Origin of the sequence: Intestinicryptomonas porci, from assembly GCF_033971905.1 — a bacterium.
In the GTDB taxonomy this organism is placed as follows: domain Bacteria; phylum Verrucomicrobiota; class Verrucomicrobiia; order Opitutales; family Intestinicryptomonadaceae; genus Intestinicryptomonas; species Intestinicryptomonas porci.
The window spans coordinates 181,757-201,530 of record NZ_JALBUT010000002.1 but is presented as its reverse complement, the minus strand read 5'-3'; the positions used below and the strand labels follow the sequence as shown (position 1 = coordinate 201,530).

The window sequence follows — 19,774 nt, the reverse complement described above, 5'->3', positions numbered from 1 at the left end:
GGAAAATGCCATCGGCGAAACCCTAAAAACAGCAAAGAAGCCGAGCTTGCCAAATAAAAAAAACATGCGGGATACATATCCGCATTTTTAACGCAAAAAAAGTGTTTAACAAAAAAGGATTGCCGAAAATCAGCAATCCCGTTTCTAAAAAAGCACAAAACTACTTTTCCTCAATTTCCTCCGCATCCATCAGTGCAATGAGCTTGTCCGCGCGCTCAACCGCAATGTGAATGTTCTGGCAAATATTTTCCTCTCCAATTATTTCGGCAAGCCCCGATTTATATATCATCTGCAAGGGCTGGGAGTGAGTCCCCGAAAGCAGGAGGATTGCGCCGGTTGCGCGTATCTTTGAATGCAGGCGTTCAAGCGCGTTTATCGCCGTTGTGTCGAGTGCCATAACCGTGCGCATTCTAAGAATTACGACTTTCGGCGGAGTTGCGTTGCCACGCAAAACGCCGTCGAGCTTGTCCGCCGCGCCAAACATCAGCGCGCCGAAAACGCGGAAAATCATTACCCCGCGAGGAATATTGTAGCCTTCCAGACTTTCGAGATTTTCCAAATTTTCGACTTGGCGGTCAAAGGCGTCGATATGGGTGGAATCCGCAATTCGCCTTATGAACAGGAATGCCGCAAGAAGCATTCCGACTTCAACCGCGATAGTGAGGTCGAAAATCACGGTTAGCGCAAAAGTTATGATAAATACCAACGCGTCGCTCTTTGTCATTTTGTTTATGACCAAAAATTCGCGCCAGTCGCCCATATTGTAGGAGACGACAAACAAAATAGCGGCAAGGCAGCTCATCGGAATATACTTTGCGCAAGGCGCGAACACGAGCAGGATAACCAATAGCGTGATGGAGTGAATTATGCCCGCAATCGGGGTTTTTGCGCCGTTTTTAACGTTTGTTGCGGTTCTTGCAATCGCGCCCGTTGCGGGGATGCCGCCGAAAAGCGGAGAGACGATGTTTGCGATGCCCTGCGCCATAAGCTCTTGGTTGGAATCGTGCTTGTCCTCAATCATACCGTCCGCAACCACCGCCGACAAAAGAGATTCTATTGCCGCCAAAATCGCTATCGTAAGAGACGGAACTATCAGCCCCTGCAAGTCAGCCCATTTAAATTCCGGCATCGAAAACGCAGGCAAAGAATCGGGAATGCCGCCAAAAGTTGAGCCTATCGTTGCGATTTCAAGCCCCGTAATGCTTGCAAAAAGCGTGCCTACAACCAGCGCAACAACAGAACCCGGAACGCGCTTTCTCCACTTGACGGGCCAAAACAAAATGGTGCATATTGAAATTGCCGCAACAAGGGTCGTCCGCCAGTCAATGGTGTTGAGTGCGCCGAATATCGCCTCCATTTTGCCGAAGAAGTCCGACGGCATATTTTCGATTTCAAGCCCGAAAAAGTCTTTTATCTGGGTCGAAAAAATAATCACGGCAATGCCGTTCGTAAAGCCGATTGTTACGGGTCTTGGAATGAATTTTATGACAAAACCCATCTTCATCACGCTCATTATGACAAGCATGACGCCCGCCATCATCGTGCAGATTAAGAGAGCCTGCATTCCGTATTTTGCCACAACGCCCGATATTATCACGACAAACGCACCCGTAGGCCCGCCAATCTGAACCTTCGAGCCGCCGAATGCGGAAATTATGAAGCCCGCGACAATGGCGGTAAATATGCCCGCCTCAGGCTTGACACCGCTTGCGATTGCAAAAGCCATTGCAAGAGGCAGAGCCACAATGCCCACTATAACGCCTGCGCCCAAGTCGGAAAAGAACGCATTTAAATTGTATCCGCGCAGGGTATCCAAAAGTTTCGGGCGGAATTTGAAGGGAATATGAGGATTTGGTATTTCCATTTGCTTAACCTATTCTTCGATTTTGAATGAGGTAAAGCCTCTTTTTTAAATAGCCAAATTAAAGGCATTGCAAGAAAAAAACAAAATATCCGCCAAAAGCAGCTGAAAAAGTGACAAAAAAAACTCCCGACGAAAAATCGGGAGTTTTTCAAAGCTTCGCAAAAAATTACATATTACCGCTTAAAATAGCGCGCAACTTTTCTTGAAAATCAATAATGTCCTCCTGAGAGGGGCGATAGTCTTCCGCCGCTCCGCCAAGATGGAGCCTTCCTTCCGCGTCTAACTCCCAAGTGGCTTGCACCCCGTCGGAAAATGTCACGTTGCCGCCGGTCAAAACCCCCGGCCTTTGCACGGGATTTACTTCCACAGTAACACCGCCCTGCTTCGGAGTTTCAGTCTCGGCAGGCTCCGGTTTTGCTTCCTCTTTTGCCTCCGTCTTTGGGTCGCGCATCGTCAAATCCAAATCGTCAACCAAAAAGCGGACGTCCATGTAAGTCATTTTCACATTGAACTTTTCGCTTAATAGTTTTTGGACATCGACAAGTTTCGCGCCGTCGTTTATCCATTGTTTTACGGCTTCTTTTTGTTCTGAAGATAATTCCATATAAATATATTATTCGGCAGGCTGAACCATAAATGAAATCTTCCTTGTGGTCGTCGTGCCGTATTTCATTCGCAACTCTTTGAATCTCTGCTGTTTGTTTTCTCCTGAAAGATTGCGTATTTCCTGCGCCCCGATATCGGAAATGAAAGTCATTGAAACTTCCGCAAAAGCGAGAAATCCGTTTTCCACTTCATTTGGCATTATGTAAGATTTTCCGCCGCCGCTTGTGCGCTGATAGAGTTTGCCGTCAATATAAAGCTTGTCGGCAACCGTAAACGGGGTTCCGGGTTCGATGTAGGCGATTTCGTAAGGGCTTTCATACTGCTTTACTTCTCCTTCCTTCGGATACATCACGGCAAAGGTTACTTGGAAGTCCACAATGTTTGAAGCGATGAAATTTTCGGGAGACAAAACCCAGCTTTTCAAGTCGATGCCCTTTGTGTAATAACCATCGTCAGACAATACGGAACATGTCCCGTTCCAAAAACGCTGCAATGCGTTTTCAACCGTATTCATGTTCCCCTGGGCTTCACCCAATGCTTCTTCAAAAGTGGATCTCGAATCAATGACAGCGCGGTACAAGCCGTAAAAAGCGTTCGGCTGTCTTGAATTGCTGCCTTCATTCGCGGAACCGGTGCGGAACGGGCTTTTGTAGCTCATCTGGTATTTTACCGCGCAAATGCTGCCTGCAATCGGAGTTCTTTGTGTTGACTTTGTCATAAGCTGCTCGGCGTCAAAACGCGGGCGGACATAAGTCGGGGAAAAGAACATAATTTGCGGAGGACGCAGTGGAATGCCGCCAAGCCTTGCCCCCGTAAGCATGCCGACATTGTTGGGATACGAAACTTGCAACCAAGCCTTGCCGTCGCGCTTTAGTATCATGCTCTGCATGTCCTGCTGGATGAAATCTGCGAGAGAGTCGCCTTCGTAAAAGCCCTCTATTTTGCCCGCCGATTCGTTCCAAGACCTCAATACGTCGCTGACAGCGAGCAAAACCGCGCCCAAAATAATGACCATAATGGTTGCCGCGGCCAAGACTTCAATCAAAGTAAACCCCTTGCGCGCCTTAAAATCGTTTGTCTGTTTAGGCATAAAACTACCTCATTTTTATTGTTAAGTCGGAATGGATGCGCCGCTGGTTGTTCTGCTCTTCGTCTCCGCTTCCAATTATGATGTCGTTTACGGGATCAACCAGCACGTCAACAGTTATCGGGAGAAAAGCTTCGCCGTACATATCAGCAGAACTCGGCAACGGGCCGCCGTTGTATTCCGCATCGGGAGAAGCCAATTCCGTATGGCAACCCACAAGCGCGTCTTCGTTCAATTTCAAAATCACGCGGTAAATATTGCCTTCGGTGCGCTTCAACTCCTCGCTGTTCGGAGGCTCTCCAACCCTTCTGCCCTTGTCTTCCGAAGAAACGCAGACAAGCGACGGATCGTCAACTTCGTCGTCATTTGCATATTCGTCCCAGAAATAAATAACATAATCCTGACGCGGATTGCGCACCCAAGTGTAAACTTGGTCAAATGCCTTCGACTTCAATATGACCTCCAAGTCTGCGACAATGGAAATCGCCTTGCTCGCAGCCCTAACTTCGGCAACCTTTGTCGAAATTGCCGACAACAACCCAATCAGCGCGGTAAGCGAAACCGACAGTACGCCTATTGCAATCATGACTTCCACGAGGGTGAAAGCCCTTTTCTTCAAATTTTTAAGTTTCAAAATCATTGGAAAGTTCCTTCAATTTCAGCATAATCGGAAAATCCTACGCACTTGCCGCTCTTGACGACTCTAAAACCTAAAATGTCGTAGGGGTTCGACTGCACATACTTGCCCGATGCGTTCAGTGCGCCTGTCGCGACAACAATCTGCGCGCTCGGATTTTCAGACAAACCTTCGGGAGAAAATTCATAGCAATACCAGTCTCCGTTGCCCTCGCCCATGCTTTGCGGCTTTCTGCTGCCGAAGTTGGATATGCCTACTATGCTCGGAGCCCCCGTTGTTCCGTTGCGAAAAGTGCTGTACATAAGCCTTTGACCTTTAAAAGTTTCAGGAAGAGTTGCATAGGCATTATATTCGCCCGAAGTCGGAACGAAGAAAACGCCTTTCGGGAGCATAATCGCGTTTGAGTAGGAAGCCCAGCCAAGACTGTTGCCGTCCTCGTCAAAATATTCGTAAACCAACCCTACCTGACGCAATTTTCTCGTCAAGTCGTCGCCCTTGTAAATCAAAACCCTTGAACGCGCGTTTTTGGAGCATGACAAGAGCCTCGCTTCCTCAAACGCCGACATAAGCTGCTGCTGTGCGGTGCGCAAAGACTGCTTGCCCGAATTCCAGTTGACAAGCATCACGCTGCCCGATCCGATGAGAGCGATGATTGAAATGACAACCAAAAGCTCTATCAAAGTGAATGCTTTTTTTGTTCTTTTTAACATAGAAATATATTAGTTTACCAAGAGAACACATCGTCAGCCTCGTAGTCCGCGCCCGCCTTGGTTTCGTCCTTTTTAAGAGTGAAAATAATGACCGACTTGCGGACGCCCGAAGCAACATCGGGAACGATTTCCTTAAATTCCTCGGCGGAAATGCCGTCGGAAACCAAAGGATAGCCCTTGCGTATCTGACCCGCGCCAGTCTTGTCAACACAAATGTAAATATTGGGATTTCCAAAAGGATCGACAATCTTCCAAGAATTGTCCTTCTTCTGCAAGACAGTGCTGTCGAAAGTAAAGAAAGAGCGCATGCGGCGGTTAAACTTCTTTCTGTCGGCGTCCGACAAGTTGGAGCCGTCGATGTTCCTGCCGGTGAGAGATTTTATGAGATTTTCCGCATTGTTGCCGTCAGCGAGGTTGACACGCTCCTTTTCGACCAAAAATTCGGGATAAAATCCGTACTCCGTCTTAAACTGGTCAATTGCGCCAGCGAGCTGAACCATGAAAGTTTTTGAAGTGCTGCGCTTCGCCTTGTTGCGTGCGCCCGCGATTGCAGGCATCAAAAGACCCGCCATAACGGCGATAATCGAAATGACAATTAAAAGTTCGACAAGAGTAAATGCGTTTTTCTTTTTCATAATCGGGTTTTTATAATGGGTTAATTCTAAGATATTTTCAACAAATTTTTTTAAGTGGAAATCAATCCCAACCATAAACGATATTGTCCACGTTTTTCACGTTCGAGCGGTAGTCGTCTTCATTAGGCATGATTCCGTTGGAGAACATCGACTGCACTTCGGCGGATTCCCCGTCTTCGCCCATGCTCATGAGGAAAAACGAAGTCCCCTCCCACGCACCGATAGATCCTACCATAATCGAAGTGTCGTAGTAGTACAAATATGGATTGCCCCATGGATCGATAAAGGCGTTTCTGTCGTTATCGTAATTGGAGACGGGAGCATCGGGGTCTGAGGGGTCGCCAATGCGCATCAAAGTAACGTCCAAAAGCGGCTTGTAGTCAGATTCCTTGTCAACATCAATGAATTTCACTTGCCTGTCCTCCACTTTCATGTAAGACTGCCCCGCAAGGCATTTGTAAAGCCTGCGCGCGCAGTTTTCAACACCGCCTTTTGCGCTTAGGCGCGGATAGTCGTTGTACATTCCCTTGAAAGCGTCAAGCCCGACCGCGATTGCCGCCATGTCCGCGGCGGCTCTCGAACGCCCCTGCGCCTGCGTCACGGAATCCGCAACGCGCGTTGTCAAAGCCGCAAGCACCGCAATTATTGCGATGACTATGAGAATTTCAACCAATGTAAACGCGCGTTTTGCGCGATTTTCGGGAGTAAAAAGGATAGTCTTTTTCATGTATGGACAAAAGTTTGATATATGATTTAATGTTTGTCAAGAAATTCGGCATTTCAAAAAAAATTCATTTTTCCACGCGTCGGCTAATTTTAATCTTTAAAAGGAACAAAATTTCGCCAATATAAAAAACATCATGATAGCAGATGTATTGGCAGAAAGATACGCCTCCTCGCAAATGAAAGATATTTGGAGCGCGGAAGGAAAAATTTTACTCGAACGCGAACTTTGGATTGCCGTTATGAAGGCACAAAAGGAGCTGGGCTTGGATATTCCGCAGGAAGCGATAGATTCTTACGAAAGAGCAAAGTCGAACATAAACGTCGCCTCAATCAACGCCCGCGAAAAAATCACGCGCCACGACGTGAAGGCGAGAATCGAGGAATTTTGCGACTTGGCGGGCTTTGAACACATCCACAAAGGAATGACAAGCCGCGACCTGACCGAATGCGTCGAACAGCTGCAAGTTTACAAGTCGCTAAAACTCGCGCAGATGAAAGCAGTGGCGTCTCTTGGCGCATTCAAGGCTTACGCGGAAAAATACGCCGAATATCCGTACGCGGCGCGCACACACAACGTAATCGCACAGCTTACGACGCTCGGCAAACGCTTCGCAATGTTCGGCGAAGACCTCTTGCGCGCAGTTTGCGGGCTTCAACAGCTTATCGACACCTATCCCGTGCGCGGGCTGAAAGGCGCAATCGGCACCCAGCTCGACCAGCTCACCCTCTTTAACGGGGACAAGAAAAAGGCATTGAAGCTCAATGAACTTGTCCTCGAACACCTCGGCATTTCAAACTCGTTCGGGGCGACAGGGCAAGTCTATCCGCGCTCGCTCGATTTTGAAACGGTGGCGGCGGTGTACCAACTGGCATCCGGTCCTTCCTCATTTGCAAAAACCCTCCGCATAATGGCGGGCCACGAACTCGCGGGCGAAGGCTTTGCAAAGGGGCAGACAGGCTCTTCGGCAATGCCGCACAAAATGAACTCCCGCAGCTGCGAACGCTTAAACGGCTTCCAGGTAATCATAAGGGGCTTCATGGAAATGGCGGCCTCCCTTGCGGGCGACCAGTGGAACGAAGGCGACGTCTCCTGCTCTGTTGTGCGACGTGTGATGCTTCCCGGAACTTTCTTTGCAATCGACGGGCTTTTTGAGACATTCCTCACAATTTCAAGGCAAATGGAAATAAACGAAGCGGTAATCGACGCTGAAAAGGAAAAGTATATGCCGTTTCTGCTCACGACAACCGTGATGATGCAGGCGGTAAAAAACGGCATCGGAAGAGAAGACGCCCACGAAGTCATAAAAGAGCATGCCGTTGCCACTTTGCGCGACTTGCGCGCGGGCAAAATCGTCAAAAACGATTTGCTTGAACGACTCGCAAACGACAGCCGAATGCCGCTTGATCTTCCCGCGCTCCAAAATATTTTGGAAAAAGGCAAAAGCGAAACAGGCATGGCAAAAGCGCAAGCCCTCGACTTTGCAAAGCGCGTGGAATGCTGGCTGAAAAAATATCCCGAAGCCGAAAGCTACGCCCCCGCCCCCATTCTCTGATTTGCAGATGTTTGAAGTTTTAAATACAGAGCAAGGCGCAAGAAGGGGCGTTTTAACGACTCCGCACGGCAAAATCCAAACTCCGATATTTATGCCCGTCGGCACGCAGGCAACGGTTAAATCCCTTACGCCCGCGCAGATAGAGGAAACGGGAGCGCAAATAATCCTTTCAAACACCTACCATCTGAACATTCGCCCGACATCAAAGCTAATCGAAAAATTCGGGGGACTGCACGGCTTTATGAGATGGAACAAGCCCATCTTGACCGACAGTGGCGGCTTTCAGGCGTTTTCGCTTTCAAAACTGCGCAAAATCACCGAGGAAGGCATAACGTTTAAATCGCACTTAGACGGCGCAAAACTCTTTCTCTCACCCGAAAGTTGCATGCAAATCCAAAAGGAGCTTAACAGCGACATCCGCATGGTTTTGGACGAATGCATACCCTACCCATGCGAAAAGCGCGACTGCCTGAAATCGGTTGAGCGCACTATCCGCTGGGCAAAACGCTGTAAGAAAATCCATGACAGCTTTGCCGACGGCAACCTCACTTTCGGCATCGTGCAAGGCGGAATTTACGACGACATTCGCAAAATGTGCGCCGAAGAGCTTTCGCAAATGGATTTCCCGGGATATGCAATCGGCGGAGTGAGCGTCGGAGAACCTGAGGAAGAAATGTTAAAACAAGTTGACGCTTCCACAAAATACCTGCCCGAAAACAAACCGCGCTACGTTATGGGAGTCGGAACACCCGTCCAACTCTTAAAAATGATTGCGCTCGGCGCAGACATGTTCGACTGCGTAATGCCGACAAGGCTCGCGCGCCACGCCAACGCATTTACCGTTAACGGCGTAATAAACCTGAAAAATTCGCGCTTTAAAGAAGACCATTCGCCAATAGACGAAACTGTCCAAAGCTATGCGTCAAACTTCACGAGAGCCTATATAAGACACCTCGTGGTTTCAAATGAAATGCTCGCCTGCACCCTGCTTTCAATCCATAATATTTCATTCTTTTTGGACTTGATGCGACAGGCGCGCGAACACCTTGAAATCGGCGATTTTGCCGAATGGTCAAACTTCTGGATAAGCCGCTATAACTCAGGCGAAAAACAATAAATAGCCGCCGCAAGCACGCCCCGCAACTTTTGATTATGGCACATTTTCAACCGCCGCTTGCAAAATGCAAACGGCGTTTTTTTGTTTCCGCCAACCTTTCAGCAATTCATATTTATAAAAACTACGCCCGTTAGTTTAGTTAAAGAAATCCGCCGCGTCGGATTTAGAGATTTGCGACATATTGACGTATCGGGAGCGGAGAAGAGATAGGTCGCGGTGCCCCATATTGAGCTGGAGTCGCGGAAGGTCGGAGTATCTTTTCGCAAAGTAGCTTGCGTAGGTATGTCGAAGAACGTCCTGAACCCACACGCCTTTGAATCGGGACGCAAAGTTTTTTTCTTTGTTTCGTAGTAAAGATTAAAGCCGTTAGCAAAAGACATTTCGTTTATTCTGAAATTAGCTTTTCCAGTTTCGATGATTTTCGTACAAAATTGAGCTTCGGTTAAATTTGAGCCTTTCGGCATAAAATCAAGAACGCTTCTTATGAGCCTTACAGCGTCAACAAGAGTTAAGTTTGTACCGTTTAAAATTGCTTTTGCGATGTCGTTTTCGTGTGTCATGGTATTTGGAATACTGTATGTGTTTTTATGTGGATAAGAGGTTGATTATAAGTATGTTGTAAATTGTAATGTTTTTAGGATTTTAAAATTCGCGCATTTTTTCATTTATCCTTAAAAGATAAAATCTTCAAAAGCATCAAATAGTTCCAAAATAAAATTGAACATTTTATTTGACGTGAGTATTCCAAATACTGTATAAATACCGTTTTTTTAAATATAAAAACAAAATGAAAAAATATTTAACAATATTGACCGTTTTTATCGTTGGATCTGTTTTTGCAGAAATAAATTTTTCCAATCAAGACTTGACCGGAAGAGAATTTTCCAATCAAGACTTGACCGGAAGAGATTTTTCCAATCAAGACTTAACCGATGCACGTTTTTACGATGTGAATTTGACCGATGTGTCTTTTTATGGAGCAAATCTAACAAATGCCATATTTTCTTCCAATAATTTACAATCTAAATCGGTGTTGGGAAACGCAAATTTTACTAATGCTATAATAAAAGGAGCTCAATTTAATGCGTTTGATGTTTCTACGGGGGAATTTCCATATGGCAATGAGAAATCATCTTTAACATTGGAACAGCTTTATTCCACTGCCAGCTATAAAAATAATGATTTGTGCGGAGAAACGGCGAATACCGCAACCACATTTATGTCGCAACGTTTTAATAATGCAGATTTTGATGGATTCAATTTAAAAAATGTAAATTTTATACATACCGATCTTGCAAACGCAAAATTTAATAACGCCATAATAAATGGAACTGTTTTATATGGATCTAATTTTTCAGTCGAACAACTTTATTCCACTGCCAGTTATAAAAATAAGGATTTATCTGATTTAATTTTTCATAGATATCAAGAATATCATGCTGTTTTAAATTTATCGGAACAAAAGTTGTCCAATTCGGAATTTTATGATTTTGAAAATATAATAGTTTCAGATGCCTTGTTTGAATCTTCCTCGTTTTTTAACAGTAAAATTTTCTTGGAAAAAAACTCTATTGTTCTGAATATAAAAAATCTAAAATCTCCCGCAATTACTTTATCGGATGAATCGTTCTTCAATCTGTCCGACGGTAAACTTATCATAAATTTAACAGATGAATTTGTATTAAATGATAAGGAAATAAATGTAATGTCTTGGGATGACGGAACTACCATAACAGGTTTCGATAAATTAGTAAAAGGCGAAAATCTGATTTTAAAACAAAATGGTCTTGAATTTAATGACGACTTTTGGTCTTTTGAAGTTAGATCGGACGGGTTGTATATTTCGGTTCCCGAACCCTCTACTTACGCAGCGATATTCGGCGCGCTTGCTCTTGCTTTTGCAGCGTACCGCAGAAGAAAGTAGCGGATAGGTAAAAGTTATATTGCAAAAACGCACGATTAATTTACACCGTGCGTTTTTTATATATTTGTTTTTAGCGAGTATTACCAATATCGAACAACCTGAAAAAGAATCTGAGCTTCAAACTTCTACCCAAATTTTTTAGATAGATCCGCGAATAACTTTAATGGGACTTATATACAACGCTAACCCAAACGGCGCAAAGAAAAAACTTTGCGCCGTTTTTTGTGGAAATATCACGGAAAAATTTAAATCACATTGAAGAGAGGATGACGCCGTTAAAAAAGAGCCCCAATAGCCCGATTATGAGCGAAAGGATGAAAATTTGCGCCGCAAGTTTACCCCTGCCAGATTTCGCAAGAAATATGCAGTAGAGAAAAGAACCCGCCATTGACGCCATCGACAAAAATGAAAGCCCCGCAAGCGCATAGCCGAATATGGCAAATTCAAACTCTCCCGCAGTCCCGTTTTCTTTTGCAAATTCCGCTTCAAAATCGAATTCTTCGGCGGAATTATCGAGCTTTTGAAGCAGGTCGCCAACGCTTATGAATTTGCCCGATTTAAGCCTGACGCCGTGCAAATACCCGATTGTCCCGCGCGCGACTTCATCGCGCAGTTCGCCTGCGTCAAATTCGCCGACAAATTCTCCCTTCCAGTAAACATTGAACTTTTGCATGGCGTTATTTAAACGAGGGGAATTTATTTGAAATGCGGCTTATGCCTTCCCTGCAAGTTTGCGATGTCGGAAATATGTCCTGTGCGCGAAGGTACAAGTTCAACGCTTCGATAAATTTGCCTGATTTTTCGGCAAGCCGCGCCTTGTCCAAAATCTGCACATATCCCGCAACTGACGGGGCAAGAGACGCCATGGCGCGCGCCAAAATCGGATCGGCGGCATCGATTGCACGCGCCTTTTCCAACAGCTCCCACGCGACGTATGAATTGCCCTGCAAGCCCAACTCCTTTGCCTGTGCAATCAAAAAGTCTATTTGCGAAACGTTTGAAACGATTTCTTTCAACTTTGCGATTTTTTCGGGATTGTCGCGCAAGGCGATGCCGAATTCAGCCGCGTTATCCATAATTTCGCGGTAGTTTTGGCGTTCCAAAAGCTCGTCGAACCTTGAAATATATTTCGACGCCCCGACAGACATTTTCATTACTTCGTCCGTAAATTTGTCAAGTTCGGGGTTGAGGGGCCAGATTTTGGCGGCTTCTGTTATCGAAGCTTTTGCGGATTCCAAATTCCCCGCGAACGCGGAGGCGCGCGCTTCCATTATCTTCAAGTTTGACGCCTGTTTTGCGATGCGGATTTTTGAGTACGCCTCGTGGGACGGGAAGTCGTCAGCGAGAGCGGAAATTCTTTTAAGAGCCTCTTCTATCGCCGCCAAGTCGCGATTGTCCGCCAACGTCTTAACGAGGATTGCGTCGCGGTAAATTTGATGGAGAACCTTCTTTTTTTCGAAGTCGAAAGCCCGCACGCTCGGCTCGTTTTCGCCAAGCATGAAAGTTTCCATTAAGCGCATCAAAGCGGTGTACCTCTGCCCCGAATCGTAAAGGGTGTTTACGGTAATCATACCCTCGCGGACGTCGTTTCGCGCCTCTGTTGCAAGGCTTTCCATGAGGTCGTTTGTGGGCAGAATGTTGGATACGGGGTAGAAATTTGCAAACTCTTCTTTCCCGACTTCAAAGTTTTGCGCCCCGCCCTTGTAAATATGCCTGTAAAAATAGGCGGAGATATTCGCGTGCTGGAATTTGCGCGCAAGCAAGAATGTCATTGTCTGCGACTGGAATTGGAGTATCGACTGCGCCCCGACGGCGTTTCTTTCCGCCTCTTTCAAAGTTTTTTTCGCGACTTTTTCGGCATACGCTTTCGAGGCGAACGCAAGCTTATTCACGTTTGTGGGAACGGCAACCACGCGCTTGTCTTTCGTTGTGGACATGGCGCGCTTTTGCGCTTCGTAATTATCCATGTTGGCCTTGCGCTCCATCTGGTCGAGGACGCGCTCCGCGGAAGATTTTTCGTACCCCGCCTGCGCCTCGCGCACCTTCGCCTTTTCGTATTCGACTTTCATTCTCCACGCCTGATAGACGCAGTTTGCGATTGCAATGCAGCCGTCGTTATCAATGTCGTATTCCGCGGCATCGTAGAGCTTTGACCACGCGCTGCGAATGACTTCGGGGGAAATTTCGTCGTTTGCGGGGGATAGCGCGCCTGTAATTTCCTTTAAAATCTTCTGGTAGGAATCGAAATTTTGGTCGCGCAAATCCATTGCGAGATAGCGTTCAAAACGCGAGCGCACCACGCGCGAAGAACCCAAGTCAAAAGTTTTTCCCTTCCACTTGAACTGCCCGTTTTCAAAATCTATGCTGTCGCTTTCAACGTCGAAAAGCTTGTCCTGCGTGCGTTCAAGCGTGCCGCTGTCAAGGCTCGTCGAAGGAGCCAGAGAAACGGAAGTGTTGTTCGTTGCGGGAGCAATTTCGGTCTTTTGAGACTGCGTTTGGACGTTTCCGTTTCCCTGCGACTGCGGAGAAATTGCAGACGGAGATACGGACGGCGTTTGCGGCAAAATCTGCCCCTGCGCCGAAAAGGCGAACAAAACAAATATTGGCGTTATAAAAAAATGCTTCATTTAAAACTTCTCCAAACCCCTTGCAATTAGCGATCCGTCCTGCATAACCTCGACATCAAACCCGTATTTCTGCCCCGCCTGAATATTCTTGCCGACTTCAATCGGCACTATGACGGCGACCCTCGAACCGTCGGGAGTTCTGACGCACAAAAGCCTGCCCGCATTTTCCTTGTAGGCGAGTTGGGAATCCACCTGCGCCCTTAAAATATATTTGTTGCCGAAAAACGAAGCCGGATTTTCAACATAGGCGTCAACGGGAAACACTGCCGAATTTGCCGACGCCGATTTTTTGTAAAGAACCGACCCAAGCGCAAACGCAACCGCCAAAAGCGGTATGGCGACTGCGATTATAACGGGATTAAATTTGTTTTTCATACTTTTCTAAATTTGTTTTGGCAAAAGAAATATTTTCTAATTCCACTTTTTTTGATAACAGCCTTTAAGCACAAAAGCAATTCCAATTATTCCCTGCACTGCAAGGGCAAAGAGCGCAATGCTTGGCTTTGCAATCCACTCGTAAGACGGGCTTGTTTGGACAAACGCGTCGTAAAGGCGCGTGTCTTTCATTGAGGTCATGAAGCCCGCCCAGCCCCAATAGGAATTTATGAGCGGGCGGCAAATCCATTTCAGGCACTCGGGAAGCGCAAGCACAATCCCCGAAAGCGGAAGCTGAAACCCAACCAAATAAATCGAAACAATGTTCGCCTTGTCGGGCGATGAAAACAAGGCGGAAAAAGCAAGGCATACGAGGGTCATTGAAATGCAGACACCCGAAAGCACCGCCGCCTGGACTAAAAAACTGCCGGGGAAATCGCATATGAACTTGACAAACCAGCACATCCAGACGCCTTGAAAGAGCGCGATTATCGAAGTAAATATTATTTTTGAAAAAGCGTAAGCCCACGGGCGCAAGCCAAGCAGCCGCTCCTTTTCGTACAAATTGCGCTCCGCGGCGATTTCGCGCGCCGAATTGTTAGAACCCATCAGGGTAAGGAGAACAACCTGGAACAATATAAGCCCCGTCACCAATGTCGAAGTCTGCGCGGCTTCAATGGAAAAGCGCAAAGTCTCCCGAAGCTCCTCAACGCCGCCAAGCGAGCGTTCAAGAGCAAGCCCCCTTATTTGCGGAAGCCCCCCGAAAGCGAAAATCACGACAACTATGGGGAACCCGAAAGTTATCGCCATTGTCAAAAGAAGATAGCCAGAATCCCTGAAAAACAGCTTGAAGCGGCGCATCAAGAGAGTGAAAATCTGCGAAGCCGCGCTCGGGCGGGGAGGGCGCGACGGAAGAGACTTTGGGTCGCAATCCGCGCAAAAATCTTCAAGAGGCGGGCGTTTTTCAAGCCAATACTTTACGCCCTTTGCGTTCAGCGCGTCATAAAGGTTCAAGGGAGAATCTATTTCAAAGTGCCTGTTTAACTCTTTGGGAGAGCCTTGAAATACTACATGCCCTTCGTAAACCACCGTAACCAAGTCGAAATATTCGAGCTTTGCGAGGTTGTGGATAATGCAGATTACGGTTTTGCCGCCGTCGCCGCAAAACTTTTTAAGCATGTCCAAAATGGCGTTTTCGGAAAGAGGGTCAAGCCCGCTTGTCACTTCGTCGCAAAACATTGCGGGAGGGTCGGCGGCAAGCTCCAAGCCCAAGCCGATTCTCCGCAGTTGACCCCCCGAAAGGCTTTCGATGAATTTTTCGGAATGGGCTTCAAGACCTATTATTTTTAGAATTTTTTTCGCGCGCGTCGAAATTTTTGACAAGTCGCGCTCGCCTATTTTAAGCGCGCCTTCTATCGCCTCCAAAACAGTGAGCTTGGGATGCGCGCAGGTGAACTGGGGAGCATAGCCCACCCTGCCCGACAAAGACTCGCTTGAAAGAATTTCCTCCCCGCAAAAATACGACTTCCCCTCCCTCTCGACAAGGCGCATCATAGCCTTTAAAAGAGTGGTTTTGCCGCATCCCGATGGGCCTATCACGGCATTCATTGCATGCGGCTTGAAAGACAAGGTTGCATCGGACAAAATAGGCTCTGCGGAGCCGTCCACCCTCACCGTTAAATTTTTGCAGCTTAACATTATTTCTTGCGGTACAAATAAAAATCGTTAACATCCGTAAATATTCAAAAAATTTTTAAAAATTGCAACAATGAATGTAAAAATAATAAAAGTTCTGACAATTTTGCTTCTGCTTGCCCAGGCAACGCTTTTCGGGCAGCAAGGCACTTCTTTTGTAAAGACAAAGGGCGCACTGCAAAACAAGGCTCTCTGCGGCATAGAATTTTTAAACGAAACATCGGTTTATATAAACATAGCTTCCATCACTTCTATTTCCAAACAAATTTACATTGCAGGTCCATTGGAAGTTCGCGAATTTTCAATCGACACAAACGGCAATTCGCAAATAAGGATTTACCACGCAAGCCCAATCGACCCGCAAAACCAGATAAATACGGCAGCAAACAAGCTTCCAAACGAAATTGCATCAAGAGCGAAGCCGCACATCGAAACCGCCCTTGAAAAAGCTAATGCCGTAAAAGAAAAAGTGCCGTTTGCAAATGACGCCGAAAAAAATGCGGGGATTTCAAACGTATATAAAATCTACCCCTCCACAACGCACTCGAAAACCCTCGAATTTGCAGTGGCAACAAAAGAGGCTTTCGACTCGCTTTACAAGCAGTTTCAGGAAGCCTTTTCAAGCAACAAAAGCGAACTTTTAAGCTCAACTTTATTTAAGGAAATATAAAAATGAACATAAACATATTCAAATTTCTGCCTATTTTCGCCGCAAGCGCGGTCGTAAACGCAAGCGAAACATCTCCCGCAGTGGGCGACATCGTAAGAATGGGACAGCAAAGCTACATGATAGTTTTCGACTTCAATTCCTACCCGAAGTACGAAGAGTTCCAACGCAACGTCCAAATAATGAAGGCGACGGACGCCACGATGAAGTCTCTTAAAGAGCAGATAAAAAAAGAAACCGACGCGCAGATAAAAAAATCCCTCGAATTGAAATTAAAACAAATCGACGGAGAATTTCAGGCAAACGACAAGACGATGGTGGGCGGATACAACTTTTCAAGCAACCGCCAGTATGTCGTATTGTTCTTAAAGACAAACATATGCGTTCCGATTTCCCCCGAGGAATATTCTTCGTACACCTTCAAGGACGGCACGAAAATCAACCCCCTCGAAATCGTCACAAAATCCGGCAAGCACTTTTACCGCAAAAGCACTGTCGAAGGGTTTAAGGCAAACGACGAATTTCAGCGCGCACTGCAATACTCCATGAAAACGCGCAATGAAATTGCCTCCCTGCGCAAGCAGCTTGAAACTTCGACAGATGTGAACGAGCTTGCAAAAATATCCGAAAAAATCGCCTCTTACGAGAAAGCCTTGAAAGAAAGCGAAGACGCGATGAAGGAAAAGTACGAAATGGGAAGCGGGCAATACATGATTGAGATTGAAAAATCCAAGCTCCTGCTCCTGCTAACCCCCGAAGAGTTGGCAAAACTTGAAGCGGAGCGGACGTTGAAAAAACAAGAAAAAAATTAAAACCGCCCTCCGAAAAACGCCTATTGACCTCGGGCGTTTTTTTTGCAAATTTATGCGCTTTGACTTTGAAAAATGGACGCTTCTATACTCGATTACAATCTTCCCAAAGAGCGAATAGCCCAACTGCCCGCGCAAAAGCGCGATAATTCAAAACTGCTTGTTTTCAGGCGCGAAACGGGAGAAATCGAACATCGCCGATTTTCCGAACTCGGCGAAATTTTGCCGCATTCATTTTCATTTGTGCGCAACAATGCCGCCGTGCTGAAAGCGAGAATTTTCGCAACCAGAAAAAGCGGCGGCTTTGTTGAGTGCCTGCTTCTTTCCCCCGTAGAAAACAACATATGGCAAGCGATGCTGCGCCCGGGCAAGAAATTGCCCGTCGGGGCAAGCTTTTTTATAGATGGAATATTCAAGGCAAAAGTTCTCGAAAAATTCAATGACGGGCAGGCAATGGTGGAATTTGTCGAAAACAAGTTTTCAAACGTCGTCGAACTGTGCGAAAACATAGGCGCAGTTCCCCTCCCCCCTTACATAGAGCGCGACCAGCGCGCGCCGGACTACGACAGGAAATTCGACAACGAACGCTACGAAACTGTCTATGCCGACCCTTCAAGGCGCGTCGCGGCGGCGGCTCCGACTGCGGGACTTCACTTTACCCCCGAATTATGCTCGCGCCTTGAAAAAAGCGGAAACACTTTTTACGACATAACATTGCATGTCGGGCTTGGAACTTTCCAACCCATAAAAAGCGAAAGAGTCGAAGACCATAAAATGCACTCCGAAATTTATGAAATTCCCCCCGAAACCCTGCGCGTTTTGAAAGGCAGAAAAGACTTTAAAACGCTTATGGTAGGCACAACGTCGCTGCGCGCAAGCGAGGACTTTTGCAGAAAAAATCCGCAAGTTGATTTGGATAAACCCTACTTTGGCGATGCTTCGCTTTTCGTCTATCCGCCGCAAGAAATAATTTCCGCAGACGCCCTCATAACGAACTTCCACCTGCCGCGCTCAACTTTAATGTGCCTTGTCGGCGCGTTTCTGACGCCCGGAAAGCTTGGCGGAATTGAAAAGCTCAAAGAAATATACAAAATCGCCATTGAAAACGATTACAGATTTTTCTCATACGGAGACGCAATGCTTATTCTTTGAGAAATTCCGCCTTTTGCAAAATCGACATATCCTTAAATATTTTCTAAAATCTGCCGAAAAAAAATACTTAAAACCATGTTTTTATCCGCCCTACAAATTTCAATCACACCGGAAAATATCTTATTGATAGGCTCGACCCTGCTTTTTCTGAGCGTCATAGCGGGGAAATTCGGCTATAAATGGGGCGTCCCCGTCCTTCTGCTCTTCCTCGGAGTGGGAATGGCATGCGGCGTGGACGGCATAGGCGTCAAGTTCCAAAATCCTGCAATCGCCCAATTCATAGGAGTGATTGCCCTCAGCATCATACTGTTTTCGGGCGGCATGGACACGAAGTATGAAGACATAAAGCCCGTATGGAAAGAAGGCGTGATTTTGGCGACTTTGGGGGTGCTTTTAACGGCGATAATCACGGGCGGATTCATATACGCGCTCTCCCGCTTAATCGGCGGGGACTTCGAGCTTTCCATTCCCGAATCTCTGCTTCTTGCCTCCGTAATGTCTTCCACCGACTCCGCGTCGGTATTCTCGCTTTTGCGCTCGAAAGGGCTTAACATCGACCGCAAACTGCGCTCCACTTTGGAACTTGAAAGCGGAAGCAACGACCCTATGGCGTACATGTTGACAATTCTTCTTATACAGGTCATCACATCAGAGAGCTTTAACTGGGAAAAATCCGCAATCGATTTCATAATACAAATGTCGGTCGGCGCCACGCTTGGATGGGTTTTGGGAAGAGCCACGCTGTACGCGCTAAACAAAATAAACGTCGCAAACCAGTCTCTTTATTCGATTTTGCTTCTCGCGCTCATTTTATTCACCTTCACGATTACCGACACTCTCGACGGCAACGGATATTTGGCGGTTTACATAGCGGGCTTGGTCGTGGGAAACAACAAATTTTCGCATAAAAAAGCCATTACCTCGTTTTTTGAAAGCTTTGCATGGCTTTGGCAGATTGCGATGTTCCTCACCTTGGGGCTCTTGGTAAGCCCGAGCGAACTTCTGCCGATAGCGGTGTTCGGGCTTGCAATCGGGGCTTTCATGATACTTTTCGGACGCCCGTTAAGCGTTTTGTTCTGTCTTCTGCCCTTTTCAATCGGAAGGCCGCAAAAATACTACATAAGCTGGGTCGGGTTAAAAGGCGCGGTTCCGATTATTTTCGCGACATACCCGATGCTCGCAAATCTCGAAAAGGCAAACCTCATATTTAACGTTGTATTTTTCATAACAATCATATCCCTTTTGATTCAGGGAACGACTGTCGGATTTGCCGCAAAAGTCCTAAATCTCATAAAGCCGAACGAAATTTCATCGGACGAATTCGGCGTGGCGCTTTCAGAAGACATAAAATCAACTATGTCGGAAATTGTGGTATCCGAAAAAATGCTTGAAAACGGCAAGAGGCTGATGGACATGAGCATGCCCGAAAACACTTTGGCTGTATTGGTCAAAAGAAACGGCGCGTATTTCGTCCCGCAGGGCAACACGGAATTATGCGCGGGAGACAAGGTCCTCGTAATCTCCGACAACGCCGAAGAGCTTGAAAAGCTCTACAAGAAATTCGGCATCGAAAGCTTTAAGATAAATTAG

The 19,774-nt window shown here is 46.6% G+C and carries 19 protein-coding genes; 7 read left to right on the top strand and 12 right to left on the bottom strand.

Annotated elements, in window-relative coordinates:
- Positions 1-160: 160 nt before the first annotated feature.
- The 7 genes from MOX91_RS02680 to MOX91_RS02650 form a co-directional block, all read right to left on the bottom strand.
- Positions 161-1,864 (bottom strand): SulP family inorganic anion transporter, encoded by a 1,704-nt coding sequence (locus tag MOX91_RS02680; RefSeq protein WP_370396531.1) that lies wholly within the window; start codon positions 1,862-1,864, stop codon positions 161-163.
- Between the two features lie 166 nt (positions 1,865-2,030).
- On the bottom strand, positions 2,031-2,468 hold the full coding sequence (locus MOX91_RS02675) for a hypothetical protein (RefSeq protein ID WP_370396530.1): 438 nt from the start codon (positions 2,466-2,468) through the stop codon (positions 2,031-2,033).
- Positions 2,469-2,477: 9 nt separating this feature from the next.
- On the bottom strand, positions 2,478-3,560 hold the full coding sequence (locus MOX91_RS02670; protein ID WP_370396529.1) for a PulJ/GspJ family protein: 1,083 nt from the start codon (positions 3,558-3,560) through the stop codon (positions 2,478-2,480).
- 4 nt (positions 3,561-3,564) lie between these two features.
- Positions 3,565-4,197 (bottom strand): type IV pilus modification PilV family protein, encoded by a 633-nt coding sequence (locus tag MOX91_RS02665; protein WP_370396528.1) that lies wholly within the window; start codon positions 4,195-4,197, stop codon positions 3,565-3,567.
- Positions 4,194-4,904: a prepilin-type N-terminal cleavage/methylation domain-containing protein gene (locus tag MOX91_RS02660; RefSeq protein WP_370396527.1), complete on the bottom strand. Its 711-nt coding sequence runs from the start codon at positions 4,902-4,904 to the stop codon at positions 4,194-4,196. Before MOX91_RS02660 ends, MOX91_RS02665 begins: the two co-directional genes overlap by 4 nt.
- A 14-nt stretch (positions 4,905-4,918) precedes the next feature.
- Positions 4,919-5,539 carry a type II secretion system protein gene (locus MOX91_RS02655; protein ID WP_370396526.1) on the bottom strand — a complete coding sequence of 207 codons (621 nt, stop codon included), beginning with the start codon at positions 5,537-5,539 and terminating at the stop codon, positions 4,919-4,921.
- A gap of 61 nt (positions 5,540-5,600) precedes the next feature.
- Entirely contained in the window at positions 5,601-6,266 is a 666-nt protein-coding gene (locus MOX91_RS02650) for a prepilin-type N-terminal cleavage/methylation domain-containing protein (protein WP_370396525.1), read from the bottom strand.
- Between the two features lie 133 nt (positions 6,267-6,399).
- Here MOX91_RS02650 and purB point away from each other — a divergent pair, with 133 nt between their 5' ends.
- Positions 6,400-7,818 (top strand): adenylosuccinate lyase, encoded by a 1,419-nt coding sequence (gene purB / locus MOX91_RS02645; RefSeq protein ID WP_370396524.1) that lies wholly within the window; start codon positions 6,400-6,402, stop codon positions 7,816-7,818.
- A 7-nt stretch (positions 7,819-7,825) separates the two neighbouring features.
- Positions 7,826-8,935 (top strand): tRNA guanosine(34) transglycosylase Tgt, encoded by a 1,110-nt coding sequence (gene tgt / locus MOX91_RS02640; RefSeq protein WP_370396523.1) that lies wholly within the window; start codon positions 7,826-7,828, stop codon positions 8,933-8,935.
- A gap of 98 nt (positions 8,936-9,033) precedes the next feature.
- Here the strand turns inward: tgt and MOX91_RS02635 are convergent, their stop codons facing one another.
- Positions 9,034-9,495: a hypothetical protein gene (locus MOX91_RS02635; protein ID WP_370396522.1), complete on the bottom strand. Its 462-nt coding sequence runs from the start codon at positions 9,493-9,495 to the stop codon at positions 9,034-9,036.
- 227 nt (positions 9,496-9,722) lie between these two features.
- Between MOX91_RS02635 and MOX91_RS02630 the strand changes: the two genes are divergently transcribed.
- Positions 9,723-10,859 (top strand): pentapeptide repeat-containing protein, encoded by a 1,137-nt coding sequence (locus MOX91_RS02630; RefSeq protein WP_370396521.1) that lies wholly within the window; start codon positions 9,723-9,725, stop codon positions 10,857-10,859.
- A gap of 250 nt (positions 10,860-11,109) precedes the next feature.
- On the opposite strand, the gene MOX91_RS02625 is transcribed toward MOX91_RS02630, so the two are convergent.
- Genes MOX91_RS02625 through MOX91_RS02610 form a run of 4 tightly spaced genes read right to left on the bottom strand, consistent with a single transcriptional unit; the run spans position 11,110 to position 15,559 of the window.
- Positions 11,110-11,532 carry a hypothetical protein gene (locus MOX91_RS02625; RefSeq protein WP_370396520.1) on the bottom strand — a complete coding sequence of 141 codons (423 nt, stop codon included), beginning with the start codon at positions 11,530-11,532 and terminating at the stop codon, positions 11,110-11,112.
- Between the two features lie 4 nt (positions 11,533-11,536).
- Positions 11,537-13,486, bottom strand: a complete 1,950-nt coding sequence (locus tag MOX91_RS02620) for a hypothetical protein (RefSeq protein ID WP_370396519.1) — start codon at positions 13,484-13,486, stop codon at positions 11,537-11,539.
- A complete protein-coding gene (locus MOX91_RS02615; protein WP_370396518.1) occupies positions 13,487-13,861 on the bottom strand; it encodes a hypothetical protein in 375 nt (124 codons plus the stop codon).
- Between the two features lie 36 nt (positions 13,862-13,897).
- Positions 13,898-15,559 carry an ATP-binding cassette domain-containing protein gene (locus MOX91_RS02610; RefSeq protein ID WP_370396517.1) on the bottom strand — a complete coding sequence of 554 codons (1,662 nt, stop codon included), beginning with the start codon at positions 15,557-15,559 and terminating at the stop codon, positions 13,898-13,900.
- A 70-nt stretch (positions 15,560-15,629) separates the two neighbouring features.
- Between MOX91_RS02610 and MOX91_RS02605 the strand changes: the two genes are divergently transcribed.
- From MOX91_RS02605 to MOX91_RS02590, 4 genes are all read left to right on the top strand, one after another.
- Positions 15,630-16,226, top strand: coding sequence for a hypothetical protein (locus MOX91_RS02605; RefSeq protein ID WP_370396516.1), 597 nt, complete (start codon positions 15,630-15,632; stop codon positions 16,224-16,226).
- A gap of 2 nt (positions 16,227-16,228) precedes the next feature.
- The gene (locus MOX91_RS02600; RefSeq protein ID WP_370396515.1) at positions 16,229-17,035 is read left to right on the top strand and encodes a hypothetical protein; all 807 of its coding nucleotides are present in this window, start codon (positions 16,229-16,231) and stop codon (positions 17,033-17,035) included.
- Between the two features lie 72 nt (positions 17,036-17,107).
- Positions 17,108-18,184: a tRNA preQ1(34) S-adenosylmethionine ribosyltransferase-isomerase QueA gene (queA, locus tag MOX91_RS02595; protein WP_370396514.1), complete on the top strand. Its 1,077-nt coding sequence runs from the start codon at positions 17,108-17,110 to the stop codon at positions 18,182-18,184.
- 75 nt (positions 18,185-18,259) lie between these two features.
- Positions 18,260-19,774 (top strand): potassium/proton antiporter, encoded by a 1,515-nt coding sequence (locus MOX91_RS02590; RefSeq protein ID WP_370396513.1) that lies wholly within the window; start codon positions 18,260-18,262, stop codon positions 19,772-19,774.

Bases quoted from the DNA above. Each gene is read 5' to 3' on its own strand.
- queA (WP_370396514.1), top strand. From the start codon at position 17,108: ATGGACGCTTCTATACTCGATTACAATCTTCCCAAAGAGCGAATAGCC.
- MOX91_RS02625 (WP_370396520.1), bottom strand. From the start codon at position 11,532: ATGCAAAAGTTCAATGTTTACTGGAAGGGAGAATTTGTCGGCGAATTT.
- MOX91_RS02665 (WP_370396528.1), bottom strand. From the start codon at position 4,197: ATGATTTTGAAACTTAAAAATTTGAAGAAAAGGGCTTTCACCCTCGTG.
- MOX91_RS02635 (WP_370396522.1), bottom strand. From the start codon at position 9,495: ATGACACACGAAAACGACATCGCAAAAGCAATTTTAAACGGTACAAAC.
- MOX91_RS02670 (WP_370396529.1), bottom strand. From the start codon at position 3,560: ATGCCTAAACAGACAAACGATTTTAAGGCGCGCAAGGGGTTTACTTTG.
- MOX91_RS02650 (WP_370396525.1), bottom strand. From the start codon at position 6,266: ATGAAAAAGACTATCCTTTTTACTCCCGAAAATCGCGCAAAACGCGCG.
- purB (WP_370396524.1), top strand. From the start codon at position 6,400: ATGATAGCAGATGTATTGGCAGAAAGATACGCCTCCTCGCAAATGAAA.
- tgt (WP_370396523.1), top strand. From the start codon at position 7,826: ATGTTTGAAGTTTTAAATACAGAGCAAGGCGCAAGAAGGGGCGTTTTA.
- MOX91_RS02590 (WP_370396513.1), top strand. From the start codon at position 18,260: ATGTTTTTATCCGCCCTACAAATTTCAATCACACCGGAAAATATCTTA.
- MOX91_RS02660 (WP_370396527.1), bottom strand. From the start codon at position 4,904: ATGTTAAAAAGAACAAAAAAAGCATTCACTTTGATAGAGCTTTTGGTT.
- MOX91_RS02600 (WP_370396515.1), top strand. From the start codon at position 16,229: ATGAACATAAACATATTCAAATTTCTGCCTATTTTCGCCGCAAGCGCG.
- MOX91_RS02655 (WP_370396526.1), bottom strand. From the start codon at position 5,539: ATGAAAAAGAAAAACGCATTTACTCTTGTCGAACTTTTAATTGTCATT.
- MOX91_RS02680 (WP_370396531.1), bottom strand. From the start codon at position 1,864: ATGGAAATACCAAATCCTCATATTCCCTTCAAATTCCGCCCGAAACTT.
- MOX91_RS02630 (WP_370396521.1), top strand. From the start codon at position 9,723: ATGAAAAAATATTTAACAATATTGACCGTTTTTATCGTTGGATCTGTT.
- MOX91_RS02605 (WP_370396516.1), top strand. From the start codon at position 15,630: ATGAATGTAAAAATAATAAAAGTTCTGACAATTTTGCTTCTGCTTGCC.
- MOX91_RS02620 (WP_370396519.1), bottom strand. From the start codon at position 13,486: ATGAAGCATTTTTTTATAACGCCAATATTTGTTTTGTTCGCCTTTTCG.
- MOX91_RS02675 (WP_370396530.1), bottom strand. From the start codon at position 2,468: ATGGAATTATCTTCAGAACAAAAAGAAGCCGTAAAACAATGGATAAAC.
- MOX91_RS02610 (WP_370396517.1), bottom strand. From the start codon at position 15,559: ATGTTAAGCTGCAAAAATTTAACGGTGAGGGTGGACGGCTCCGCAGAG.
- MOX91_RS02615 (WP_370396518.1), bottom strand. From the start codon at position 13,861: ATGAAAAACAAATTTAATCCCGTTATAATCGCAGTCGCCATACCGCTT.